The organism is Peribacillus sp. TH16 (genome assembly GCF_016651095.1).
GTDB classification, from domain to species: Bacteria; Bacillota; Bacilli; order Bacillales; family DSM-1321; genus Peribacillus; species Peribacillus butanolivorans.
Map to the genome: position 1 here is coordinate 2,930,001 of NZ_JAEKEM010000009.1, position 21,676 is coordinate 2,951,676.

Sequence of the window (21,676 nt, forward strand, 5' to 3'; positions counted from 1 at the left end):
CTCAACGAGAGACTCGGTGAAATTATAGTACCTGTGAAGATGCGAGGTTACCCGCGACAGGACGGAAAGACCCCGTGGAGCTTTACTGCAGCCTGATATTGAATTTTGGTACAGCTTGTACAGGATAGGTAGGAGCCTGAGAAGCCGGAGCGCTAGCTTCGGTGGAGGCGTTGGTGGGATACTACCCTGGCTGTATTGAAATTCTAACCCGCGCCCCTTATCGGGGTGGGAGACAGTGTCAGGTGGGCAGTTTGACTGGGGCGGTCGCCTCCTAAAGAGTAACGGAGGCGCCCAAAGGTTCCCTCAGAATGGTTGGAAATCATTCGTAGAGTGTAAAGGCACAAGGGAGCTTGACTGCGAGACCTACAAGTCGAGCAGGGACGAAAGTCGGGCTTAGTGATCCGGTGGTTCCGCATGGAAGGGCCATCGCTCAACGGATAAAAGCTACCCCGGGGATAACAGGCTTATCTCCCCCAAGAGTCCACATCGACGGGGAGGTTTGGCACCTCGATGTCGGCTCATCGCATCCTGGGGCTGTAGTCGGTCCCAAGGGTTGGGCTGTTCGCCCATTAAAGCGGTACGCGAGCTGGGTTCAGAACGTCGTGAGACAGTTCGGTCCCTATCCGTCGCGGGCGCAGGAAATTTGAGAGGAGCTGTCCTTAGTACGAGAGGACCGGGATGGACGCACCGCTGGTGTACCAGTTGTCTTGCCAAAGGCATAGCTGGGTAGCTACGTGCGGACGGGATAAGTGCTGAAAGCATCTAAGCATGAAGCCCCCCTCGAGATGAGATTTCCCATAGCGCAAGCTAGTAAGATCCCTGAAAGATGATCAGGTTGATAGGTCAGAGGTGGAAGCGTGGCGACATGTGGAGCTGACTGATACTAATAGATCGAGGACTTAACCACGCTTTAAAAAATGAAATACCTTCTTATTATCTAGTTTTGAAGGAACAACGTTCCTTTATTGTTTGGTGGCGATAGCGAAGAGGTCACACCCGTTCCCATTCCGAACACGGCAGTTAAGCTCTTCAGCGCCGATGGTAGTTGGGGGTTTCCCCCTGTGAGAGTAGGACGCCGCCAAGCCATTTTGAAAAGATCAGCCATCCTGGCTGATCTTTTTTGTTTAATGAAAAAAAAGTCATTAATAATAAAGTGTTTATCAATTATGGAAACTTTTATAGAGACATACACGTATTGAAAACCTTCATCATACATTGTTAAAAGCAGCCCCGGTTCTCTTAAACTATCTAAAGTTATGTATGCGAACAATGGTTTTTGGGGAGAATGCAGGTATGGAGGTGGAGATGTTGGGGACAACAACAACCAAAACAACGGCAGGGGAATCGTGCGTGGTTTGTGAACAGATAAAAGGTATGGGGATACACTTATATACGACTTTTATTTGTGAGGAATGCGAAAGGGATATGATTGGGACGGATACAAACGATCCTAGGTATAAATATTACTTGAAACAATTAAGAAAAATCACCAATCCTGAAATTTGTTCTTAAGCAATAGTAGTTTATAGAAAGTTGAAGAGTTAGAGAATAAAGAAATGGAATGTTTCTTATTCTCTAACTCTTTTTTTGCTTTAGAAGAATAGTTGCAGACAGCAGGTGCTTGTTTCAGAATTACAAATATACGGAGCGTAGTCCTACATAATTGCTATCCCGCTCGTCTCAATAAGAGATTAAATCGAACTTTTTTGATAAAATGAAAAAATACTATGATTTGAGGGAAGAGAGAGAAATGAATCAATTACAGACGCCATTGTTCGATGCAATGAGTGCATTTAATAAAAAGAATCCGATATCTCTGCATGTCCCAGGGCATAAAAATGGACGGGTGTTTAGTAATAAAGGCCAAGCAGTATATAACTCCTTACTGGGAATAGATGCTACGGAACTAAGCGGTTTAGATGACTTACATGCCCCTGAAGGTGCTATTTTGAGATCTGAGGAATTACTCGCTGATTTATATGGTGTTCAGAAGAGTTATTTTCTAGTCAATGGCTCAACTGTTGGGAACCTTGCGATGATCCTTGCCACCTGCCGGGAAGGAGATAAGGTGCTTGTCCAAAGGAACTGTCATAAATCAATTTTACATGGACTGATGTTAGCGAATGTACAACCGATTTTTTTACAACCGATTTTTTATGAGGAATGGGGGGTTGCAGGTGGTGTCAGAATGGAACTACTTGAAGAGGCCCTGGAAGTTCATTCAGATGTAAAAGCTATCATTGTAACATATCCAAATTATTATGGTCTTGGTGAAGATCTTTCTGAAATGGTGAAGCTGGCACACCAAAGAGGAATTCCAGTGCTGGTAGACGAGGCACATGGTGCTCACTTTCAGTTAGGAGGTCCCTTTCCTAGAACAGCAATTTTAGCTGGGGCGGACGCCGTTGTTCACTCGGCTCATAAAACACTGCCAGCAATGACGATGGGTTCCTATCTCCATATTAATACAACCTTATTAGATATAGATCAGGTGTCATTCTATTTGCAAATGCTCCAATCAAGCAGTCCATCTTATCCGATTATGGGATCTCTAGACTTAGCCAGGTCTTATTTAGCCTCATTTACATTAGAAGATCAAAACCGCCTTATTAAAAGGATATCGGATTTCAGAAGGGAATTAGCTAGTATCCAATCGGTACGGGTGTTAGAAGCACCACCGGGAACGTCAGCAGACCCTTTAAAAGTAGTCATTCAATCAACAAAGGGTTTAAGTGGGTTTGAGTTACAGCAGTTGTGTGAAGCAGAAGGTATTTATTCAGAATTAGCTGATCCCTATAATTTGTTAATGATTTTGCCGTTATTAAAGAAAAATGACTATTTTCCTTTTCATAAAATTGTTCAAAAAATAAAAAATGTAACTGAAGAAAAAACTGGAAGACGGGAGGGCAATCAAGCAGTGAGCTGGCAAGCTGAGAATTCAATGACAGGCCTTGCACTGCCATATTCTGTAATGGGTCAAAGGAAATCGAGACACGTAGTATTAAGTCAAGCTGTTGGAGAGGTATCTGCTGAGATGGTCATCCCTTATCCGCCGGGGATCCCTTTAATTATGTCCGGGGAAATGATTACCTCGAAGCATATATTCGACTTAAAAAGACTGCTTGACCTGGGATCAAGATTTCATGGCGGTACCTCCCTTTCAAACGGAGAGCTAATCGTTTATGAAAGCGGGCAGGTTGGTTAAAATGATATACTACAAACAAAGAACCTTGGAGGTACACCGATGAACCGTGGTATTTTTATAACAATGGAAGGACCTGAGGGAGCTGGGAAAACAACAATTATCCAAATGCTCGGTAAGGCTCTTCAAGAAGAAGGTTACCAAGTCCTATTAACACGAGAACCAGGAGGCGTTCCCATTTCCGAGCAAATTAGGGAGGTTATCCTGAATAAAGCCAATACAGCTATGGACCCAAGAACAGAGGCTTTATTATATGCAGCTGCAAGGCGTCAGCATTTAGTTGAGATAGTTATTCCAGAGCTAGAGCGAGGAGGTATCGTTCTGTGTGACCGTTTTATAGATAGTTCTCTGGCCTATCAAGGGTATGCAAGAGGCTTAGATATAGAAGAAGTATACAATATCAATAAATTCGCAATTGGAGATATGATGCCGGATGCTACGTTCTTTTTTGATATCGATCCAGAAGAAGGGTTGAGACGTATTCAGTCTAATGGGGACCGGGAAGTGAACCGACTAGACCTGGAAGCCATAGATTTTCATAGAAAAGTATGTGAGGGGTATCAGTTAATAATAAATAGATGGAAAGATCGGTTCATTATCGTGGATGCGGGCCGGACAATTGAGGATGTTTTTGAGGAAACGAAAGCCCGCTTACTGACGTTTTTGGAAAAAACAGAACAGTAACTACTTGAATTTCCATATTATTCAACCGAACACTATTCCAAGCAAAGACTAATTGCTATAATAGAGATAATAGAGTTAGGAAAATTCAGAGTAACCGGAGGATGATGAGAATGAAAATGATCATTGCTGTCGTTCAAGACAAGGATAGTCATCGGCTGCTGAATGAATTAGTAGAAAATAATTTCGGGACAACCAAGCTTGCCAGTACGGGCGGGTTTTTAAAATCAGGAAATACAACCTTTATGATTGGTACAGAGGATGCACGTGTTGACCAAGCCATTCAGATTATCAAACAGAATTGTCAATCACGATCCCAGTTAGTGTCACCGGTTTCACCGATGGGTGGGAATGCCGAATCCTATGTACCTTATCCAGTGGAAATTCAAGTAGGCGGTGCAACCATATTTGTTCTGCCGGTTGAAAACTTTTTACAATTTTAACGGTTAGTTGTATGGAGGTTCATTGTGAAAATCAACCATGATATCCCAATTAAGTTGGATAAAGCGCGGCAGGATACCAAACATACTCAAACGGGCAATGGAAGGTTTCAACAAATGGTCCAAACACAGGATCAAAAGATGCAAATCCAAACATTAAACCGTTTAATAGGTGATATTGAAGGGGCGGGCCAGCGATTGGTTCGGTCACGTACCTTTAGAGAATTGGCGAAATATAAAGCGTTAGTGAAGCGGTTTGTCCGAGAAGCTGTTGAATATGGTCTAGAATTGAAGCAGTCTACGACCTGGAACCAATACGGTCAAAGCCAACCATTGAAAACCGTGGAAACGATCGATGCGAGATTAGTTGAATTAAGCGAGGAAATTCTGAATAAAGAGAAGAGCTCGCTCGAAATATTAGAAATGATTGGTGAAATTAAAGGACTTCTGATTAATTTATATACTTAAGTGAGTTGATAGTGTTGGATAAAACATGGCAAGACATGAGTCAAATTCAGCCACAGGTTATGACGATGCTACAAAACAGCATAACGAAAAACAGAGTGGCTCATGCGTATATATTTGAAGGGGAAAAAGGGTCAGGTAAGCAGGATATAAGTAAAACCTTCGCTAAAAGCTTACTTTGTGAGGCCCTGACAGCAGGTTACAAGCCATGCGAGCAATGTCGGAATTGCAAACGAATTTCAAGTGGGAATCACCCTGATGTTCATTTGATTGAGCGGGATGGGCTGTCGATCAAAAAGGAACAAATTAAGAGTCTTCAAGAAGAATTCTCGAAGAAAAGTGTAGAGGCAGATCGGAAAGTTTATATGATTGCCGATGCGGATAAAATGTCAGTCGGGGCAGCAAACAGCCTATTGAAATTTTTAGAAGAGCCTTCAGCTGATACTGTGGCCATTCTGATGACCGAACAGCTTCAGAGAATTCTTCCAACGATATTATCAAGATGCCAAGTGATTTCGTTTAAGCCGTTATCCCCGGAAAATGTAAAGCGGAAGCTGATAGAACAGGATTTAGATCCGCAGCTTGCCTCGGTTATCTCACATTTAACACAGAATGTGGAAGCTGGAATCGAACTTAGCCATGATGAATGGTTTGTACAAGCTCAAAAAATAGTGGTAAAATTATATGAAGTGCTAAAACAGAATTCCTTGAAGGCTTTGTTATACCTTCAGACGGATTGGTTTTCACACTTTAAAGAAAGAGAACAGGTTGATAGAGGTCTTGATTTGTTACTTCTTATATATAAGGATTTATTATACATTCAGTTGGACAAGAAGGACCTAGTTGTATTTCAAAGTAAACTGAAGGAATTTGAAACTCACGCTCTTCATCTTTCTCCGAGACGCCTCGCTGAACATATGGGGTATATTTTGGAAGCAAAAAGGAAGCTGATGTCCAACACAAATCCACAGCTGTTAATGGAACAGCTTGTGCTGAATTTGCAGGAGGGATCATGATTTGTATGATGTTGTAGGTGTCCGTTTTAAAAAAGCGGGCAAAATATACTACTTTGATCCGGGTGAATTCGCTATTCCTAAGGACGATTTTGTAATAGTGGAGACTGTCCGCGGTGTTGAATTCGGTAAAGTTGTTACAGCCCGTAAACAAGTAGATGAAAATGATGTTGTCCTGCCATTGAAAAAGGTACTTCGGGTTGCCGATGCAAAAGATAAGTTAATTGTTGACGAAAACAAGGCAGCTGCAGAAGAGGCTTATTCTATATGTTGTCAAAAGGTCGATGAGCATAAGCTGGATATGAAGCTTGTAGATGTGTCATATACGTTCGACAGAAATAAAGTTGTATTTTATTTTACAGCGGATGGTCGCGTGGATTTCCGAGATTTAGTCAAAGATTTAGCTGCCATATTCAGAACACGGATTGAACTGCGCCAAATTGGGGTCAGGGATGAGGCAAAAATGCTTGGAGGAATCGGGCCATGTGGCAGAATGCTATGTTGCTCAACGTTTCTTGGTGATTTTGAACCTGTTTCAATCAAAATGGCGAAGGATCAAAATTTATCATTGAACCCTACAAAAATCTCAGGATTATGCGGTCGATTGATGTGCTGTCTGAAATATGAAAATGATGAGTATGAAAGTGCGAAGGAAATGCTTCCTGATTTAGGTGAAATGATTAATACGCCTGGTGGCAAAGGCAAGGTAGTGGGGCTTAATATTCTAGAACGCGTACTTCAGATTGAACTAATCGAGCAGGAAAGAGTATTAGAGTATACTTTAGATGAGATTCTAAAAGAGGGAGCCGTTTCTATTCAAGCCACAGATTATTAAGGTGGTGGGAGAGCGTGGATAAGAAAGATATTTTTGAGTCGGTGACCAATATGGAAACGCAGATAGGCCAATTATATAAACAGCTTGGTGAATTGAAGCAGAATCTAGCGGAAATTCTCGAGGAAAATCAGTCGCTCAAGTTGGAAAACGAGCACTTACGTCATCGATTAGGCCTTGTGGAAGTCGAGAGTGCACCTGCTTCTGTAAAGGTTAAACAAAAAGTAAAAAATCGTACTGCGAGTGCGGAAAAGGTTATGGATATCGGGGAAGGCTATGACAATCTAGCCCGTATCTATCAAGAAGGCTTCCATATTTGTAATCTGCATTTTGGGAGTTTACGAAAAGAAGGAGATTGCCTGTTCTGTTTATCTTTTTTAAACAAGAAGTGAAAATGGAATAATATAAAAGAATGTTCCATCTCTTTTACGTGATAGATAGACCGTTTACAATATATAGTGATTCGGGGTCTGACGCTTACTATGAGTCAGACCCTTTTTGTACGATAGATATGTTAAAGCATGGGCCCTAAACATGCTTTTTCTATACATATATAGGAGGGTAACAGCATTGGTAGAACTTAAAGGAGATGAACGCCTCGATTATCTATTGGCTGAGAATTTAAGAATCATCCAAAGCCCATCGGTGTTTTCTTTCTCATTAGATGCCGTTTTATTATCAAGGTTCGTAAACGTGCCGATTCAAAAAGGAAAACTCGTCGATCTTTGCTCAGGAAATGGGGTTATACCATTGCTGTTGAGCACAAGAACGAAAGGAACAATTAAAGGTATCGAGATTCAAGAGCGGTTATATGACATGGCTCAGAGAAGCGTAGATTATAATGACGTATCCTCCCAGATTGAGATGATTCATGGAGATATAAAAGAGATTCCAAAACAGATAGGGTATAGTAAATATGACGTGGTAACATGTAATCCACCCTATTTTCCTACTCCATCGATCGAGGAAATAAATAAGAATGAGCATTTTGCAATTGCTCGGCATGAAATTATGTGTAACCTTGAGGACGTAATGCGTGTCTCAAGTCAGTTATTACGTCAGGGTGGCAAAGCAGCATTCGTTCATAGGCCTGGCCGTTTAATGGATATTTTACATTTAATGAGAGTGTACAGGATTGAACCAAAGCGACTACAATTTGTTTATCCAAAAAGCACAAAAGAAGCAAATACGATTCTTATTGAAGGGATAAAGGACGGAAGCCCTGATTTAAAGATTCTCCCACCTCTTGTTGTGTATAATGAACAAAATGAATATAATCCGGAAATCAGAAGGATTTTATATGGAGAAGAATAGGCATTATTTTTATGTGTTGAAATGCAAGGATGGCAGCTATTATGCAGGGTATACAAATAACTTAGATCGTAGGGTCGACACACATAATCAAGGCAAGGGGGCGAAGTATACACGGGGACGTACCCCGGTTGAACTGATTTATCATGAAACGTTTGAATCTCAGACATTAGCCATGCAGGCAGAATACCAGTTTAAGCAATTAACAAGAAAACAAAAACAAAAGTGGATGGCAAAGGAGGATAAGTAACCTATGTGGCAGCAAAAGAGTTTTGAAAAAGAAGGATTGGAGCCGGCCCTATATCTAGTTCCTACACCAATCGGAAATCTTGAGGATATGAGTTTCCGGGCTTTGAGAATTTTAAAGGAAGCGGATGTTATTGCTGCTGAGGACACGCGAAACACGAAGAAACTATGTAATTACTTTGAAATTTCGACCCCTATCGTTAGTTACCATGAACATAATAAGGAATATAGCGGGAAGCAGATGCTTGAGAGGCTTCGTTCAGGAGAAGTAATAGCCTTAGTCAGTGATGCTGGTCTGCCGACAATTTCTGACCCTGGATATGAACTGGTTAAAGATGCAATTGCTGAGCGGTTTAAGGTCATCCCATTGCCGGGTGCTAATGCTGCATTAACTGCGTTGATTGCTTCGGGTCTTGTGCCACAGCCTTTTTACTTTTATGGCTTTTTACAGCGGGGAGCAAAAGAAAAAAAGCAAGAGCTAGAGAAGTTGAAAAAAATGGAAGCGACATGGATTGTCTATGAATCGCCACATCGTTTAAAAGAAACATTAAAACATATGCATGAAATTCTAGGAGACCGCCGTATTGTATTATGCCGTGAATTAACGAAGAAGTTTGAAGAGTTCATTCGTGGGACGGTAAGTGAGGCATTGGCGTGGGCAGTGGAATCCGAGATACGCGGTGAGTTCTGTTTGATAATAGAAGGGGCGCAATGGTTGGAGGAAGAGCCTGAAGAAGCATGGTGGATGGCCTTTGACATTGTTGGTCATGTCAATTATTATATAGAAACCAAACAGGTTACCTCCAAGGATGCTATCAAGCAGGTCGCAAAAGACCGTAATATACAAAAACGCGACGTATACCAGGCGTACCACATTGATGAACAATAATATGTTTAAGTAAGCAATAAAAAAAACTTCCGAAAATCGGAAGTTTTTTTATTTATATCATTTATTTAGAAGTTGAAAAGTTTTGTTGAATTTCTTGGATAAGTAATTCAGCGCCTTCACGACTAAGAATTAATTTACCGTTTGCAAGTGTAAGATTATTATCAGAAACTTCACCAGTAACTTGGCAAGTCATGTTTGGTTTGTATTTTTTCAAGATGATGCGCTCGTCATCAACATAGATTTCAAGAGCGTCTTTCTCAGCGATTCCCAATGTACGGCGAAGCTCGATTGGAATAACCACCCGGCCTAACTCATCAACTTTACGAACGATTCCTGTAGATTTCATTTTTGAAAATTCTCCTCTCAGTTTACAATCTAGTACCCATTTTCTATTTTTTTCGCCAATATTCGACAAATTTTTTTATAAATTTATAATACCAGCCATTCCCAAATTCGTCAATGATTTATTTTCATTTTTTTGTAAGAAGAGAGTATAGCTTTTCTTCCCAAGGAAGCAAAAAGGCTGGGAAAGAGAAAAATCCAGCAATTTCGTTTTATGCGAAGATTAAATCAGTAACAAGGAACTACTTACTTCAGCATGATTCGACAAACTACGCATGAAGAACACGCTTCTCTATTATATGATTAAATCCAATTTAGTTTCAAAGTATAAGTTCTGAATTAAGGATAATTTTCTTGGAAAAGACTTTAAATTATGTGATTTGTTGCACAAAAAATAAATATTAGGTATATTTTGTTGAGGTAAGAGGTAATGCTTACATAATATGGGGGCGTGTGTCCTGATATCGAAGGTTTAACTGGGGTATCTACTTATAATATTTTTTATTCTATTATCAAGATAATTTGATTAATGATTCTTGTCGCGTAGAATAGTATATAGAGTTAAAATAGAGATAATAGTTTTAAAGTAGTCTCATTGGCTTGGCCAAGTCCTAAAGCCAGTTTTTTAAAAGTTGAGGAGGGAATAAAGTGCAGGATAAATTAAAAACATTTTATATTACAACACCCATATATTATCCTAGTGGTAATTTACATATAGGGCATGCGTATACGACAGTGGCAGGGGATGCTATGGCTCGTTATAAAAGGATGCGTGGCTTTGATGTGATGTACTTAACAGGAACAGATGAACACGGTCAAAAAATCCAGCGTAAAGCGGCGGAAGAGGGAATTACTCCGCAGCAATATGTAGATAATATCGTATCAGGAATTAAAGAGCTTTGGCAAAAGCTTGATATCTCTTATGATGATTTCATTAGGACAACCGAAGATCGTCATAAAGATGTGGTAGCCAAAATCTTCAAGAAGTTACTTGATCAGGGCGATATATACTTGGACGAATATGAAGGATTATACTGTACACCTTGCGAATCTTTCTTCACGGAACGTCAGGTTGAAGAAAGCAATGGAAACTGTCCAGATTGCGGAAGACCTGTTGAAAAGGTAAAAGAAGAGTCTTATTTCTTCAAGATGAGTAAGTATGCAGATCGGTTGCTAAAGTTTTATGAGGAAAACCCAGAGTTCATACAACCGGAATCCCGTAAAAATGAAATGATTAATAACTTCATTAAACCAGGATTGGAAGATTTGGCTGTTTCCCGTACAACGTTCGATTGGGGTATTAAAGTACCAGGAAATCCAAAGCATGTTATTTATGTCTGGATTGATGCGTTGACTAATTATATTACAGCTTTAGGGTATGGAACGGATAATGATTCTAAATACCTGAATTATTGGCCGGCGGATGTGCATCTAGTCGGAAAGGAAATTGTTCGTTTCCATACGATTTACTGGCCTATTATGTTAATGGCTCTGGACATACCGCTTCCTAAGAAAGTTTTTGCCCACGGATGGCTGCTCATGAAAGACGGTAAGATGTCGAAATCAAAGGGAAATGTAGTCAACCCTGTTACATTAATTGATCGATATGGCTTGGATTCATTACGCTATTACCTTCTACGCGAAGTTCCATTTGGTTCAGATGGAGTATTTACGCCGGAAGGATTTGTAGAAAGAATCAATTTTGATCTGGCGAATGATTTAGGGAACTTATTAAATCGAACAGTAGCAATGGTCAATAAGTATTTTGACGGTGTAATTCCAAGTTACAGAGGTTCGAATAATGAGTTTGAAAAGGCACTGTTAGAAATGAATCAAGATACTGTGGGCAAGTATGAGGAAGCCATGGAGAACATGGAATTTTCAGTTGCTTTAACATCTATTTGGCAGCTTGTCAGCAGAACAAATAAGTTCATCGATGAAACTCAGCCATGGATGCTTGCAAAAGATGAAGCAACAAAAGAAGAGCTTGCGAGTGTTATGGTGCATTTGGCAGAATCTTTACGCCGGACGGCTATCCTTCTGAAACCATTTTTGACACAAACACCGGAAAAAATCTTTGCTCAGCTTAACATCCAGGATGAAATTTTAAAGTCGTGGGATAGCTTAGCGGACTTCGGTCAGATTCCTTCTGAAACAAAAGTGCTAAAGGGAGATCCAATCTTCCCTCGTTTAGACATGGAAGAGGAAGTTTTATATATTAAAGAACAAATGCAGGGTGGAACACCTAAGGTTGCAGAAAAAGTAGAAGAGACTATTCCAGAGGTTGATGAAATTACTATTGATGACTTTACAAAAGTAGAGCTTCGTGTAGCTCAGGTCATAGAAGTAGTGCCAGTAAAGAAAACAGATAAGCTTCTTAAATTGCAGCTTGATTTAGGATATGAAAAGCGGCAGGTTGTCTCAGGTATTGCTCAACACTATAAACCTGAAGATTTAGTAGGGAAAAAAGTGATTTGTGTAACGAATTTGAAACCTGTGAAGCTTCGTGGCGAGCTTTCTCAGGGGATGATTTTGGCTGGTAGCCAGGATGGTGTTCTCTCTGTTGCTACAATAGATGCCTCCATTCCAAATGGTTCGAAGGTAAAATAAACTCAAAACATAAAAGTGTTTCATATGAAACACTTTTATGTTTTTTCTTTATACTTTTGGAAAACATAACTATTATAGGGTCTATGTTTTTAGTCATATATTTGGTGTTGATACATAAAGGGAATATTTGTAATATTTTTGTTACCTAAATGTGAAACATAAAACTCTCATTTTTTTATAAAATAGTGCTAGAAAGGAAGAAAAGTATGTTATTTGATACACATGTGCATGTAAATGCGGAGCAATTCAACGAGGACCTCGAAGACGTCATCGAAAGAGCACAGGAAGCAGGAGTGAATAATATGGTTGTCGTCGGGTTTGACCGACCAACTATAACTAGAGCGATGGAATTAATAGAAACTTATGATTTTATGTATGCTGCAGTCGGTTGGCATCCTGTAGATGCGATAGATATGACAGAAGAAGACTTAAAATGGATTGAGGAACTATCCTCTCATCCTAAGGTTGTGGCTATAGGAGAGATGGGACTTGACTATCATTGGGATAAATCACCGAAAGCTATCCAAATGGAGGTGTTCAGGAAGCAAATCCGATTGGCTAAAAAGGTAGGTCTACCCATTATCATCCATAATCGGGAAGCGACCGCGGATATCGTGAACATATTAAAGGAAGAAGAGGCATCAGAAGTAGGAGGCATCATGCATTGCTTTAGTGGTAGTGCTGAAACGGCAATGGAATGTATTGATATGAACTTCTATATTTCATTGGGAGGTCCTGTAACCTTTAAAAATGCGAAAAAGCCAAAAGAGGTGGCAGCTGCAGTACCTTTAGATCGTCTACTAATCGAAACAGACTGCCCCTATTTAGCACCACACCCTTATAGAGGAAAGCGTAATGAACCGTCCTATGTGAAGCTTGTCGCTGAACAAATCGCTGAAATTAAACAACTTTCAGTAGAGGAAGTTTCTCAAGCGACGACGGATAATGCTAAGAAATTATTCGGCATTAACTGACAGCATTTTTGACACTATCTCCCGGGGTCTGCTAACTAAAATCGCATTTTTTAAGGTTTCTACAAATCTCACTCCTATCATAGGCATATTATGTCGAGAATTCGCCCTTTCCTTTTCAATAGAGAATATGCATAATAGGTAGTAATTTCCTGAATGAGAAGTGAATGGGTTGACAGCTTGATAACTATGTCTATATAATCACCGGGAGGAAGGAGGAGTTTTTCATTCTATTAAAAACTATGAAAAACCTTATTCCCAAGCTAGGAAAGAAGAGAATGGTAATTGCAATATGCAGTGCGATTCTTGTTTCTACGGCACTGGGAATACTAATCCATCAAGGAACAAAGCATACTGTTACAATAATGCTGGACGGAAAAAAAGAGGTAGTGCGGACACACGCAGCTACTGTAAATGATATGTTAAAAGATTTAGAGATTACCGTACAAGCTGCGGACTATGTCCACCCTTCAGGAGACAGTAAGGTAGAGGATAATCTAGAAGTTGTCTGGAAGCCTGCTCAAAAAATTACTTTGGTACAAGATGAAGAGACTGAGGAGGTTTGGTCAACAGCCGATACGGTGGAAGAATTTTTAAAGGAACAAGACCTTGAAGTGAATGAGAAGGATAAAATCACACCTTCAAAAAACACGAAGATGGAAGCGAATATGGAAGTTGCCATCGATAAGGCTTTTTCACTAAAATTAGTGGTAGGTGGAAACGAAAAGCAGGTATGGTCAACTTCGACTACTGTCGCTGACTTTTTAAAGCAACAAGGTGTAAAGCTCAATGATTTGGATCGAGTTGAGCCGGGATTAGTCGAAAAAGTTGAAGCTAAGAATACGGTAAACGTTATTCGAATTGAAAAAGTCACCGATGTAGTGGAAGAACCAGTGGACTTTGCTGTCATAACTAAAAAAGATGACTCCTTATCGAAAGGGAAAGAGAATATCGTCAAAGAAGGAAAAGACGGACTCATTTCTAAGGAATATGAAGTTATTAAGGAGAATGGCAAAGAGGTCAAAAGAAAATTACTTTCAGAAAAAGTCGTAAATAAAAAGCAGGATAAGGTTATAACGGTCGGAACAAAAACGACGGTTGCTCAGGCATCACGCGGAGCGAGTAATGTTAATTCTACAAGTGGAAAAGAGATTTATGTTTCATCAACGGCTTATACAGCAAGTTGTAAGGGCTGTTCAGGTGTTACTTCAACGGGTGTGGACCTTAAGAGTAATCCTGATGCCAAAATTATTGCGGTCGATCCAAGTGTAATTCCAATGGGTTCGAAAGTATATGTAGAAGGTTATGGCTATGCAGTAGCTGCTGACAAAGGCGGAGCGATAAAGGGAAATAGGATAGATGTCTTCTTTTCCTCAAAAAATGATGCATATCGCTGGGGTGTAAAGAAAGTAAAGATTCGCGTATTGAACTAATAAGGTTTCTCTCGCAGGAGATAAATTGTCTCCTGTTTTTTGACGTTTTATTTTCCATTTGTTGAAAACCCCAGTGTAAAACTGTTTTAATAAGATAGACGATTCAATAAGTCATAGGGTTTCCACAATAAGCGGTAAAATTATTTTTATTTAGCAATGGTGTCTAGTTCTAGATTCTAACTCATGGGAAAAACGATGACTCAAAAGGTAATTGTCTATCTGAGTAAAGTCCGTTTTAAAGAGCTAATCAAAGTGCTTGCGCTTGCGCTTTTCTGTATGGAGGAAAACATGAAAAAAATCAAAGAAATAATTGTTGTAGAAGGTAAAGATGATACGGTAGCGATAAAAAGGGCTGTTAATGCTGATACAATAGAAACGAATGGTTCTGCGGTGAATGAATCCTGCATTGAGCAGGTAAAGCTTGCACAAGAGACACGAGGAGTTATCATTTTTACAGATCCGGACTTTCCTGGACAAAAAATCAGGAATATAATTTCAGAACAAGTAAAAGGCTGTAAACACGCCTTTTTAACGAAAAAAGAAGCACTTCCTAAGTCTGGGAGAGGGATAGGTGTGGAGCACGCTTCCCCTGAAGCAATTCGTAATGCCTTGAAAGACGCTCAATTAATGGATGAAGAGGCTTCAGAAGAGATTTCACAGCAGGATTTAATAGATGCAGGTTTAATCGGAGGATCAGGTGCCAAAGAGCGAAGGGAAAGACTTGGCTCTATCTTGAAGATTGGTTTTACAAATGGGAAACAGTTATATAAGAGATTAAAAATGTTCCAAATATCAACTGAGGCTTTTTATGAAGCAATTGTACAGATAAATCAGGAGGAAAAACATGAATAAGGATATTGCAACCCCTGTCAGAACGAAAGAAATACTAAAGAAGCACGGATTCTCTTTTAAAAAGAGCTTAGGCCAAAACTTCTTAATTGATACGAATATTTTGAAACGTATTGTCGATCATGCTGAGTTGACCGAGGAAAGCGGCGCCATTGAAATTGGGCCGGGAATAGGCGCCTTGACGGAACAACTAGCGAAAAGTAGCAAAAAAGTCACGGCTTTTGAGATTGATCAGCGTTTGCTGCCGATTTTATCGGATACACTGTCACCTTATAACAATGTGAACATCATTCATGAGGATATTCTAAAAGCGGATGTAAAAAAGGTCATTGAAGAGGAATTCGCTGATATCTCAGACTTGATGGTTGTTGCAAATCTACCTTACTATGTCACAACACCTATTATTTTAAAGCTTTTGTCTGAGAACCTTCCCATAAGAGGCATTGTGTGTATGTTGCAAAAAGAAGTGGCTGATCGAATTGCTGCTAAACCTGGGACAAAGGAATATGGTTCTTTATCCATCGCCATCCAATATTATACCGAAGCAGAAACAGTGATGATTGTGCCGAAAACGGTTTTCATGCCGCAACCTAATGTCGATTCAGCGGTAATACGTCTGACTAAGCGGGTTAAGCCGATTGTTGAAGTACAAGATGAGGATTTCTTATTTATTGTTACCCGGGCTAGTTTCGCGCAACGTCGGAAAACGATTTTAAATAACTTAACAAGTCAACTACCAGATGGGAAATCGAAAAAAGAACTTATCCTTGACGCTCTCGAAGCCTCAGACGTGGATCCAACAAGACGTGGTGAAACACTAAGCATTAAGGAATTTGGCCGCTTGAGTGATGCGTTATTACCGAATTTCAAATAAGGTAAATGTTAGAAAAGTTTTAGTCGGAACGGGTCTACTCCCAGCTTCCGGCTTTTTTTTATCTAAGCATAGCCTTAGGGGAATAGACTTCTTCTTCCAATAGATATATGTAGTCTCCTTTACTTTCACCTTTCAAGAATGGTTCGCATAACTTAAGAATGAAAATAATCTAGGGCGGGCTGAAAATAAGTCTTCTCATGGGGTGAGGCCATGAATATTCAAATAAACGATATTGTTGGTCGGGTTTCTTATAAATGCGACGTGTTGTTTCGAGTAATCGATATCCGTGATATTGATGGAAGACGTGAAGCGATTCTTTATGGGGAAGATATCCGATTGATTGCAGATGCACCTTTTCAAGACTTAATGATAATAAATGATAATGAGAGAAATGTCCGACAAAGGTCCAATGAGGTACTTCAGGAACAATCTTACCGCTTATTAACACAGGACTTAGAGCTGCAGCAACAAAAAAGCGGCTATCTATCCAGTAATGGGTACCGCTATAGTGGCGAATATTTTCAGATACCAGGCAGGGTGCTTCATGTGGACGGTGATGCTTCCTACCTTAGGAAATGCCTGGATTTATATCAGAAATTCGGTATTCCAGTTAACGGTGTCTATTGCAACGAAAAGGAAATGGCCCAGCGAATAGGGGGGTTATTGGACCATTACAGGCCGGATATCCTTGTTGTCACTGGTCATGATGCCTATTCTAAATCAAAAGGACCAATGAGCGATATCAATGCCTATCGTCACTCAAGGGACTTTGTACAGACCGTACGAGAGGCGAGGAAGAAGGTATCTCATTTGGATCAATTGATTATATTTGCAGGAGCTTGTCAATCCCATTTTGAATCCCTTATCCAAGCTGGGGCCAATTTCGCAAGCTCACCTTCACGTGTTAATATACATGCTCTTGATCCAGTATATATTGTCGGGAAGGTAAGCTTTACGCCTTTTATAGAACATATCCATGTATGGGATGTTCTTCGGAATACGTTAACGGGAGAGAAAGGTTTAGGTGGAGTTGAAACAAAAGGGGTGCTGCGGACAGGGCTTCCCTTTAAGCCATTTCAGGAAGAATAAACGAGCTGCATTTTGAAAGAATGCAGCTCGCTTTTATCATGTTAGAATTCGGATATCATAACAAATAATCTGCTTTTTCTAGATGAAAAGAGCCTAGAAGTGGATTTATTTACGAAAATTCGGCATATTTTATAATGAATAGTTCGTTTACATATTTTCTCATTTACCAGGATATAATAAAAATGTTCGCGATTTTGCCGAATTTCAGGTAAAAATATATTGACTACATTTTTAAGTGCTGATATAATTTATTATTTTGTTTGCGTATATTTACAATTTGTGATATACTAAACTTAGTGAGGTGGACCGAAAATGCCAAAAACTCTAGCTGATATTAAAACTGCACTTGATTCAAACCTAGGTAAAAGATTGCTTTTAAAAGCAAACGGTGGAAGAAGAAAGACTGTAGAACGTTTTGGAACTTTGGCGGAAACTTATCCGGCTGTTTTTGTAATTGAGCTCGACCAAGATGAAAATGCGTTTGAAAGAGTATCTTACAGCTATGCGGATGTTTTAACGGAAACCGTGGAACTAACATTTTTAAACAAACAACAAGAGATGTAACTTAGAGGAGGCAGCGAACAATTATGTTTGCTGCTTTTTGTTTTGTGTTAAATATCTAATACTAACTAGTTTAGGATGAAAAAGGGTGTTATGAAATAGCGTATGATGCAAACACTAGGCATGTGACAGCATGTGAAAGGGGTTGTTTCGCTTGAGTAGAAAAAAAGGGATTATGTCAGAAGGCTTTAAAGAGGAATTGGCAAAAGAACTTGGATTTTACGATGTTGTCCAGAAAGAGGGCTGGGGAGGAATTCGAGCTCGGGACGCAGGAAACATGGTAAAACTAGCTGTCGAAAAAGCACAACGTCAATTGGTGGATAAAGAGTAAGACAAACACTAAATGGAATCATGCTGTCCTTATAAACAAGGCCAGACTCTTTCTACAATGTATAGCCATATTCATTTATGCTTACATTGTAGATATGGAGTCTGGTTTTTTTATGCATGGATCAATACAAATCGGCTGCATATTCACACTTTTTGTGGAGTAGGAGCGATCCCTTCTTCCAAGTGTCTATAGGTGACTATTCCCCTCTATAGTTCAATCTCCACTTCAATACATTGAAATTACGATGAAAAAACCTTTAGAATATAAACAAATATGATAAAATAGGACAAGAACTTTTAAGAACGTTAAAGTAGGTGGACATATTGAAGCTTATGGAAAAAGCCCCGGCTAAGATTAATTTGGCTTTGGATGTGCTTTTCAAACGGCCTGATGGGTATCATGAGGTAGAAATGATCATGACGACAGTCGACCTTGCCGATAGAATTGAACTAAAAGAAATAAAGGGAAATCACATTCAGATTCTATCCCATAATCGATTTGTTCCGGATGATCATCGGAATTTAGCTTATCAAGCTGCATTTATCCTAAAGGAACGTTTTGGAATTAATAAAGGTGTTTCTATTACTATAGAGAAAAATATACCTGTAGCAGCAGGACTTGCAGGTGGAAGCAGTGATGCCGCTGCTACATTAAGAGGTTTGAATAGACTGTGGAAGCTTGGACTTTCTATGGATGAGCTTGCGGAAATTGGAGCTGAGATTGGCTCTGATGTGTCATTTTGTGTGTATGGGGGTACGGCGTTGGCTAGGGGCCGTGGGGAAAAAATCACGCATCTTCCTGCACCTCCAAAATGCTGGGTTATTTTAGCTAAACCGACAATCGGTGTATCGACTGCTGATATTTACAAAAGGCTGCAAATTGCAAAAATGGAACATCCTGATGTCCCTAGTATGATTTCAGCCATTAAGGAAAGCAGCTATCAAGATGTTTGCCAAGGTTTGGGGAATGTACTTGAGCAAGTGACGTTGCAGTTATATCCCGAGGTTGCGAATATTAAAGATCAAATGAAGACATTTGGAGCAGATTCTGTCTTAATGAGCGGAAGCGGTCCGACCGTTTTTGGTTTGGTGGAACATGATTCCCGCATGCAAAGAATTTATAATGGTCTTCGCGGATTTTGTGATCAAGTCTATGCAGTGCGCTTGTTAGGTGATCGAAACGACCTTGAATAGATACGTACATTAATGGTATAGTTGCAATATAATATTCGGAATTTACAAAGGGGGTGTTTCAATGAAATTTCGTCGCAGCGAGAGGCTAGTCGATATGACAAATTATTTATTAGAACATCCAGGGGAACTTGTTTCGCTGACCTACTTTGCTGAAAGGTATAGTTCTGCCAAATCTTCGATAAGTGAGGATTTAACAATCATTAAAGATACCTTTGAACAACGCGGTATAGGGTCTTTAACGACCGTGCCAGGTGCCGCGGGTGGAGTGAAATATATTGTTTCCATCAAGGAAGATGAAGCCAATGCCTTTATAGATGAACTATGCGATACAATCGCTAGTCCTGAAAGGCTACTTCCGGGCGGCTATCTGTATATGACCGACATATTAGGACATCCGCAAACGGTGAATAAGGTTGGCAGAATAATCGCTTCCATGTATGCTAAAAAAAATGTCTCAGTCATCATGACAATGGCAACCAAAGGGATATCATTAGCATACGCAGTGGCAAATTATTTGAATGTTCCTGTTGTCATAGTAAGAAGAAATAATAAAGTAACAGAAGGTTCTACAGTGAGTATTAACTATGTTTCTGGCTCATCAAAGAGAATTCAGACAATGGTGCTCTCAAAAAGAAGTCTGGTAGAGGGTTCGAATGTATTGATTGTTGATGATTTCATGAAAGCTGGAGGTACGATTAATGGTATGGTCAGCTTGCTGGATGAATTTAAGGCTACCGTTGCCGGAATTGCCGTGCTAGTGGAATCCGAACATACAGAAGAATGTCTCGTAGAGGACTATGTTTCATTAATTAAATTGACGCAGGTAGTTGAAAGAGATAAGAAAATAAATGTCAGTCGTGGCAATTATCTTACGAAAAAGAATTAGGGGGAATTTTTCATGAAAACGATACATACGAATGAAGCACCAGCTGCAATTGGTCCATATTCACAAGGCGTGATCGTAGATAAGTTATTTTTCAGTTCAGGTCAAATTCCTCTTACTGCTTCTGGTGAAATGGTAACAGGAGATGTTAAAGAACAAACACATCAAGTGTTTAAAAATCTTCAGGCTGTATTGAAAGAAGCAGGCGCCTCTTTAGAAACAGTCATTAAAGCTACAGTATTTATTAAAAGTATGAACGATTTCAGTTCAATTAATGAGGTATACGGGGAATATTTTTCAAGTCATAAGCCTGCACGCTCTTGTGTAGAGGTTGCACGTCTTCCTAAAGATGCACTAGTGGAAATAGAAGTGGTTGCGCTCGTTAAATAAACGGGCGTTTTTTATTTTGTCTTCTTTTAGGGGGAATTCGTCATGGGCATTTTCCCTGAAATTTAAGGGGGATTTTTATTTTTTTGAAAACTAGGCTGAATTTTCTAAAAAACTTACAGATAATAGAAGGAGTTCACGTTTTTTTGTTGAATATGTACTTTAAGTTTTAACAACAACAAAAAGGGATGGTGAGCTTAAATGGAAGTAACTGACGTAAGATTACGCCGTGTGAATACGGATGGTCGTATGAGAGCTATCGCATCAATTACACTGGATAATGAATTTGTGGTTCATGATATTCGTGTAATCGACGGAAACAATGGTTTATTTGTAGCAATGCCAAGTAAACGAACTCCAGATGGAGAATTCCGAGATATCGCACATCCAATCAATTCCTCTACACGCGGGAAAATTCAAGAAGCTGTCTTGACAGAATATCATCGATTAGGAGAACTTGAAACTGAATTAGAGGAAGCGGGAGCTGGAGCTTCTTAATCACTCTTAATTTTGAACTTTAAATTTAAAATTCGTGCATCTAGAGCCTACTTCATAAGTAGTGCTCTTTTTTATTGTTTCAAAACAGAATAGTTTTTTTACTTAACAACTTTAATCGCTTTTTGTTCCACTATTGTATTATTTTGTATTATTTATGTTAATATCTTCAAAAATTTAAATACCCCCTCTTTTTATTTTTTAAACATTTTTGGACACACTAATTTTTTATTATTTTTAGTTAAAAGGCATTTTAACTATTTTGTAAAAATGTTAACGTAACCTGTGAAAGTCTGAATGTGAAATGACTAGGTAACTCGGATTCGGAATGGAAGTTTACAACAGTGGTTGTGCTTCTAAATGATGTTTACATAGGGCAAAATGCAATTGTAGCAATGCTTTAACATAAGGAGTGGAACGTATTAAAAAGGGTGAGGAGATATCATTTGTGTACTTCTAGCCATTAAGGGGATAATGAAAAAATCTCATTTTTGTAGGCAAATAATTAATATGTAAAGGATTTAATAAATACTAAAACATCAAAAATAAAGTTTGCAAGTAGGTAGAAAATTGAACTTT

24 protein-coding genes and 2 rRNA genes (1 of these 26 running past the window's edge) are annotated in these 21,676 nt (G+C 39.4%); 25 read left to right on the forward strand and 1 reads right to left on the reverse strand.

The window, feature by feature from the left end; all coding sequences use genetic code 11:
* The 13 genes from JFV29_RS28165 to rsmI form a co-directional block, all read left to right on the forward strand.
* Positions 1–907 (forward strand): 23S ribosomal RNA (locus JFV29_RS28165); it begins 2,027 nt to the left of the window's first position.
* Between the two features lie 61 nt (positions 908–968).
* Positions 969–1,084, forward strand: a 5S ribosomal RNA gene (rrf, locus tag JFV29_RS28170).
* Between the two features lie 185 nt (positions 1,085–1,269).
* On the forward strand, positions 1,270–1,512 hold the full coding sequence (locus tag JFV29_RS28175; protein ID WP_376182452.1) for a sigma factor G inhibitor Gin: 243 nt from the start codon (positions 1,270–1,272) through the stop codon (positions 1,510–1,512).
* A 238-nt stretch (positions 1,513–1,750) separates the two neighbouring features.
* Positions 1,751–3,205, forward strand: coding sequence for an aminotransferase class I/II-fold pyridoxal phosphate-dependent enzyme (locus tag JFV29_RS28180; RefSeq protein ID WP_201187774.1), 1,455 nt, complete (start codon positions 1,751–1,753; stop codon positions 3,203–3,205).
* Between the two features lie 39 nt (positions 3,206–3,244).
* The gene (tmk, locus tag JFV29_RS28185) at positions 3,245–3,886 is read left to right on the forward strand and encodes a dTMP kinase (protein ID WP_201187776.1); all 642 of its coding nucleotides are present in this window, start codon (positions 3,245–3,247) and stop codon (positions 3,884–3,886) included.
* Between the two features lie 110 nt (positions 3,887–3,996).
* On the forward strand, positions 3,997–4,326 hold the full coding sequence (locus JFV29_RS28190) for a cyclic-di-AMP receptor (RefSeq protein WP_053349015.1): 330 nt from the start codon (positions 3,997–3,999) through the stop codon (positions 4,324–4,326).
* A gap of 24 nt (positions 4,327–4,350) precedes the next feature.
* Positions 4,351–4,791, forward strand: coding sequence for a YaaR family protein (locus JFV29_RS28195; RefSeq protein ID WP_201187778.1), 441 nt, complete (start codon positions 4,351–4,353; stop codon positions 4,789–4,791).
* Between the two features lie 14 nt (positions 4,792–4,805).
* Positions 4,806–5,804, forward strand: a complete 999-nt coding sequence (gene holB / locus JFV29_RS28200) for a DNA polymerase III subunit delta' (protein WP_053349022.1) — start codon at positions 4,806–4,808, stop codon at positions 5,802–5,804.
* Between the two features lies 1 nt (position 5,805).
* Positions 5,806–6,636, forward strand: a complete 831-nt coding sequence (locus JFV29_RS28205) for a PSP1 domain-containing protein (protein WP_053349013.1) — start codon at positions 5,806–5,808, stop codon at positions 6,634–6,636.
* Positions 6,637–6,686: 50 nt separating this feature from the next.
* A complete protein-coding gene (yabA, locus tag JFV29_RS28210) occupies positions 6,687–7,025 on the forward strand; it encodes a DNA replication initiation control protein YabA (protein WP_207196469.1) in 339 nt (112 codons plus the stop codon).
* Positions 7,026–7,203: 178 nt separating this feature from the next.
* Positions 7,204–7,947 (forward strand): tRNA1(Val) (adenine(37)-N6)-methyltransferase, encoded by a 744-nt coding sequence (locus JFV29_RS28215; protein ID WP_053349011.1) that lies wholly within the window; start codon positions 7,204–7,206, stop codon positions 7,945–7,947.
* Positions 7,934–8,194, forward strand: a complete 261-nt coding sequence (locus JFV29_RS28220; protein ID WP_056525514.1) for a GIY-YIG nuclease family protein — start codon at positions 7,934–7,936, stop codon at positions 8,192–8,194. Before JFV29_RS28215 ends, JFV29_RS28220 begins: the two co-directional genes overlap by 14 nt.
* Before the next feature lie 3 nt (positions 8,195–8,197).
* Positions 8,198–9,079, forward strand: a complete 882-nt coding sequence (gene rsmI / locus JFV29_RS28225) for a 16S rRNA (cytidine(1402)-2'-O)-methyltransferase (protein ID WP_201187780.1) — start codon at positions 8,198–8,200, stop codon at positions 9,077–9,079.
* Between the two features lie 61 nt (positions 9,080–9,140).
* Here the strand turns inward: rsmI and JFV29_RS28230 are convergent, their stop codons facing one another.
* Complete coding sequence (locus JFV29_RS28230; protein WP_056525508.1) at positions 9,141–9,425, reverse strand: AbrB/MazE/SpoVT family DNA-binding domain-containing protein; 285 nt, start codon at positions 9,423–9,425, stop codon at positions 9,141–9,143.
* A gap of 644 nt (positions 9,426–10,069) precedes the next feature.
* Between JFV29_RS28230 and metG the strand changes: the two genes are divergently transcribed.
* From metG to spoVG, 12 genes are all read left to right on the forward strand, one after another.
* A complete protein-coding gene (gene metG / locus JFV29_RS28235) occupies positions 10,070–12,031 on the forward strand; it encodes a methionine--tRNA ligase (RefSeq protein ID WP_201187782.1) in 1,962 nt (653 codons plus the stop codon).
* A gap of 206 nt (positions 12,032–12,237) precedes the next feature.
* Positions 12,238–13,005, forward strand: coding sequence for a TatD family hydrolase (locus JFV29_RS28240; RefSeq protein WP_053349006.1), 768 nt, complete (start codon positions 12,238–12,240; stop codon positions 13,003–13,005).
* A 239-nt stretch (positions 13,006–13,244) separates the two neighbouring features.
* Positions 13,245–14,435 carry a G5 and 3D domain-containing protein gene (locus tag JFV29_RS28245; RefSeq protein WP_201187784.1) on the forward strand — a complete coding sequence of 397 codons (1,191 nt, stop codon included), beginning with the start codon at positions 13,245–13,247 and terminating at the stop codon, positions 14,433–14,435.
* Between the two features lie 288 nt (positions 14,436–14,723).
* A complete protein-coding gene (rnmV, locus tag JFV29_RS28250; protein WP_201188168.1) occupies positions 14,724–15,287 on the forward strand; it encodes a ribonuclease M5 in 564 nt (187 codons plus the stop codon).
* Positions 15,280–16,158, forward strand: coding sequence for a 16S rRNA (adenine(1518)-N(6)/adenine(1519)-N(6))-dimethyltransferase RsmA (rsmA, locus tag JFV29_RS28255; protein WP_201187786.1), 879 nt, complete (start codon positions 15,280–15,282; stop codon positions 16,156–16,158). Before rnmV ends, rsmA begins: the two co-directional genes overlap by 8 nt.
* 210 nt (positions 16,159–16,368) lie before the next feature.
* Positions 16,369–17,247, forward strand: coding sequence for a sporulation peptidase YabG (gene yabG, locus JFV29_RS28260; RefSeq protein WP_201187789.1), 879 nt, complete (start codon positions 16,369–16,371; stop codon positions 17,245–17,247).
* Between the two features lie 312 nt (positions 17,248–17,559).
* Entirely contained in the window at positions 17,560–17,811 is a 252-nt protein-coding gene (gene veg / locus JFV29_RS28265; protein WP_034316343.1) for a biofilm formation stimulator Veg, read from the forward strand.
* Positions 17,812–17,962: 151 nt separating this feature from the next.
* Positions 17,963–18,139 carry a small, acid-soluble spore protein, alpha/beta type gene (locus tag JFV29_RS28270; protein WP_053349002.1) on the forward strand — a complete coding sequence of 59 codons (177 nt, stop codon included), beginning with the start codon at positions 17,963–17,965 and terminating at the stop codon, positions 18,137–18,139.
* 323 nt (positions 18,140–18,462) lie between these two features.
* Positions 18,463–19,332: a 4-(cytidine 5'-diphospho)-2-C-methyl-D-erythritol kinase gene (gene ispE, locus JFV29_RS28275; protein WP_053349001.1), complete on the forward strand. Its 870-nt coding sequence runs from the start codon at positions 18,463–18,465 to the stop codon at positions 19,330–19,332.
* 61 nt (positions 19,333–19,393) lie between these two features.
* The gene (gene purR, locus JFV29_RS28280; RefSeq protein ID WP_053349000.1) at positions 19,394–20,218 is read left to right on the forward strand and encodes a pur operon repressor; all 825 of its coding nucleotides are present in this window, start codon (positions 19,394–19,396) and stop codon (positions 20,216–20,218) included.
* A 12-nt stretch (positions 20,219–20,230) separates the two neighbouring features.
* Entirely contained in the window at positions 20,231–20,605 is a 375-nt protein-coding gene (locus JFV29_RS28285) for a RidA family protein (protein WP_053348999.1), read from the forward strand.
* Between the two features lie 198 nt (positions 20,606–20,803).
* On the forward strand, positions 20,804–21,100 hold the full coding sequence (gene spoVG / locus JFV29_RS28290) for a septation regulator SpoVG (RefSeq protein WP_034316332.1): 297 nt from the start codon (positions 20,804–20,806) through the stop codon (positions 21,098–21,100).
* The last annotated feature ends 576 nt before the right edge of the window (positions 21,101–21,676 follow it).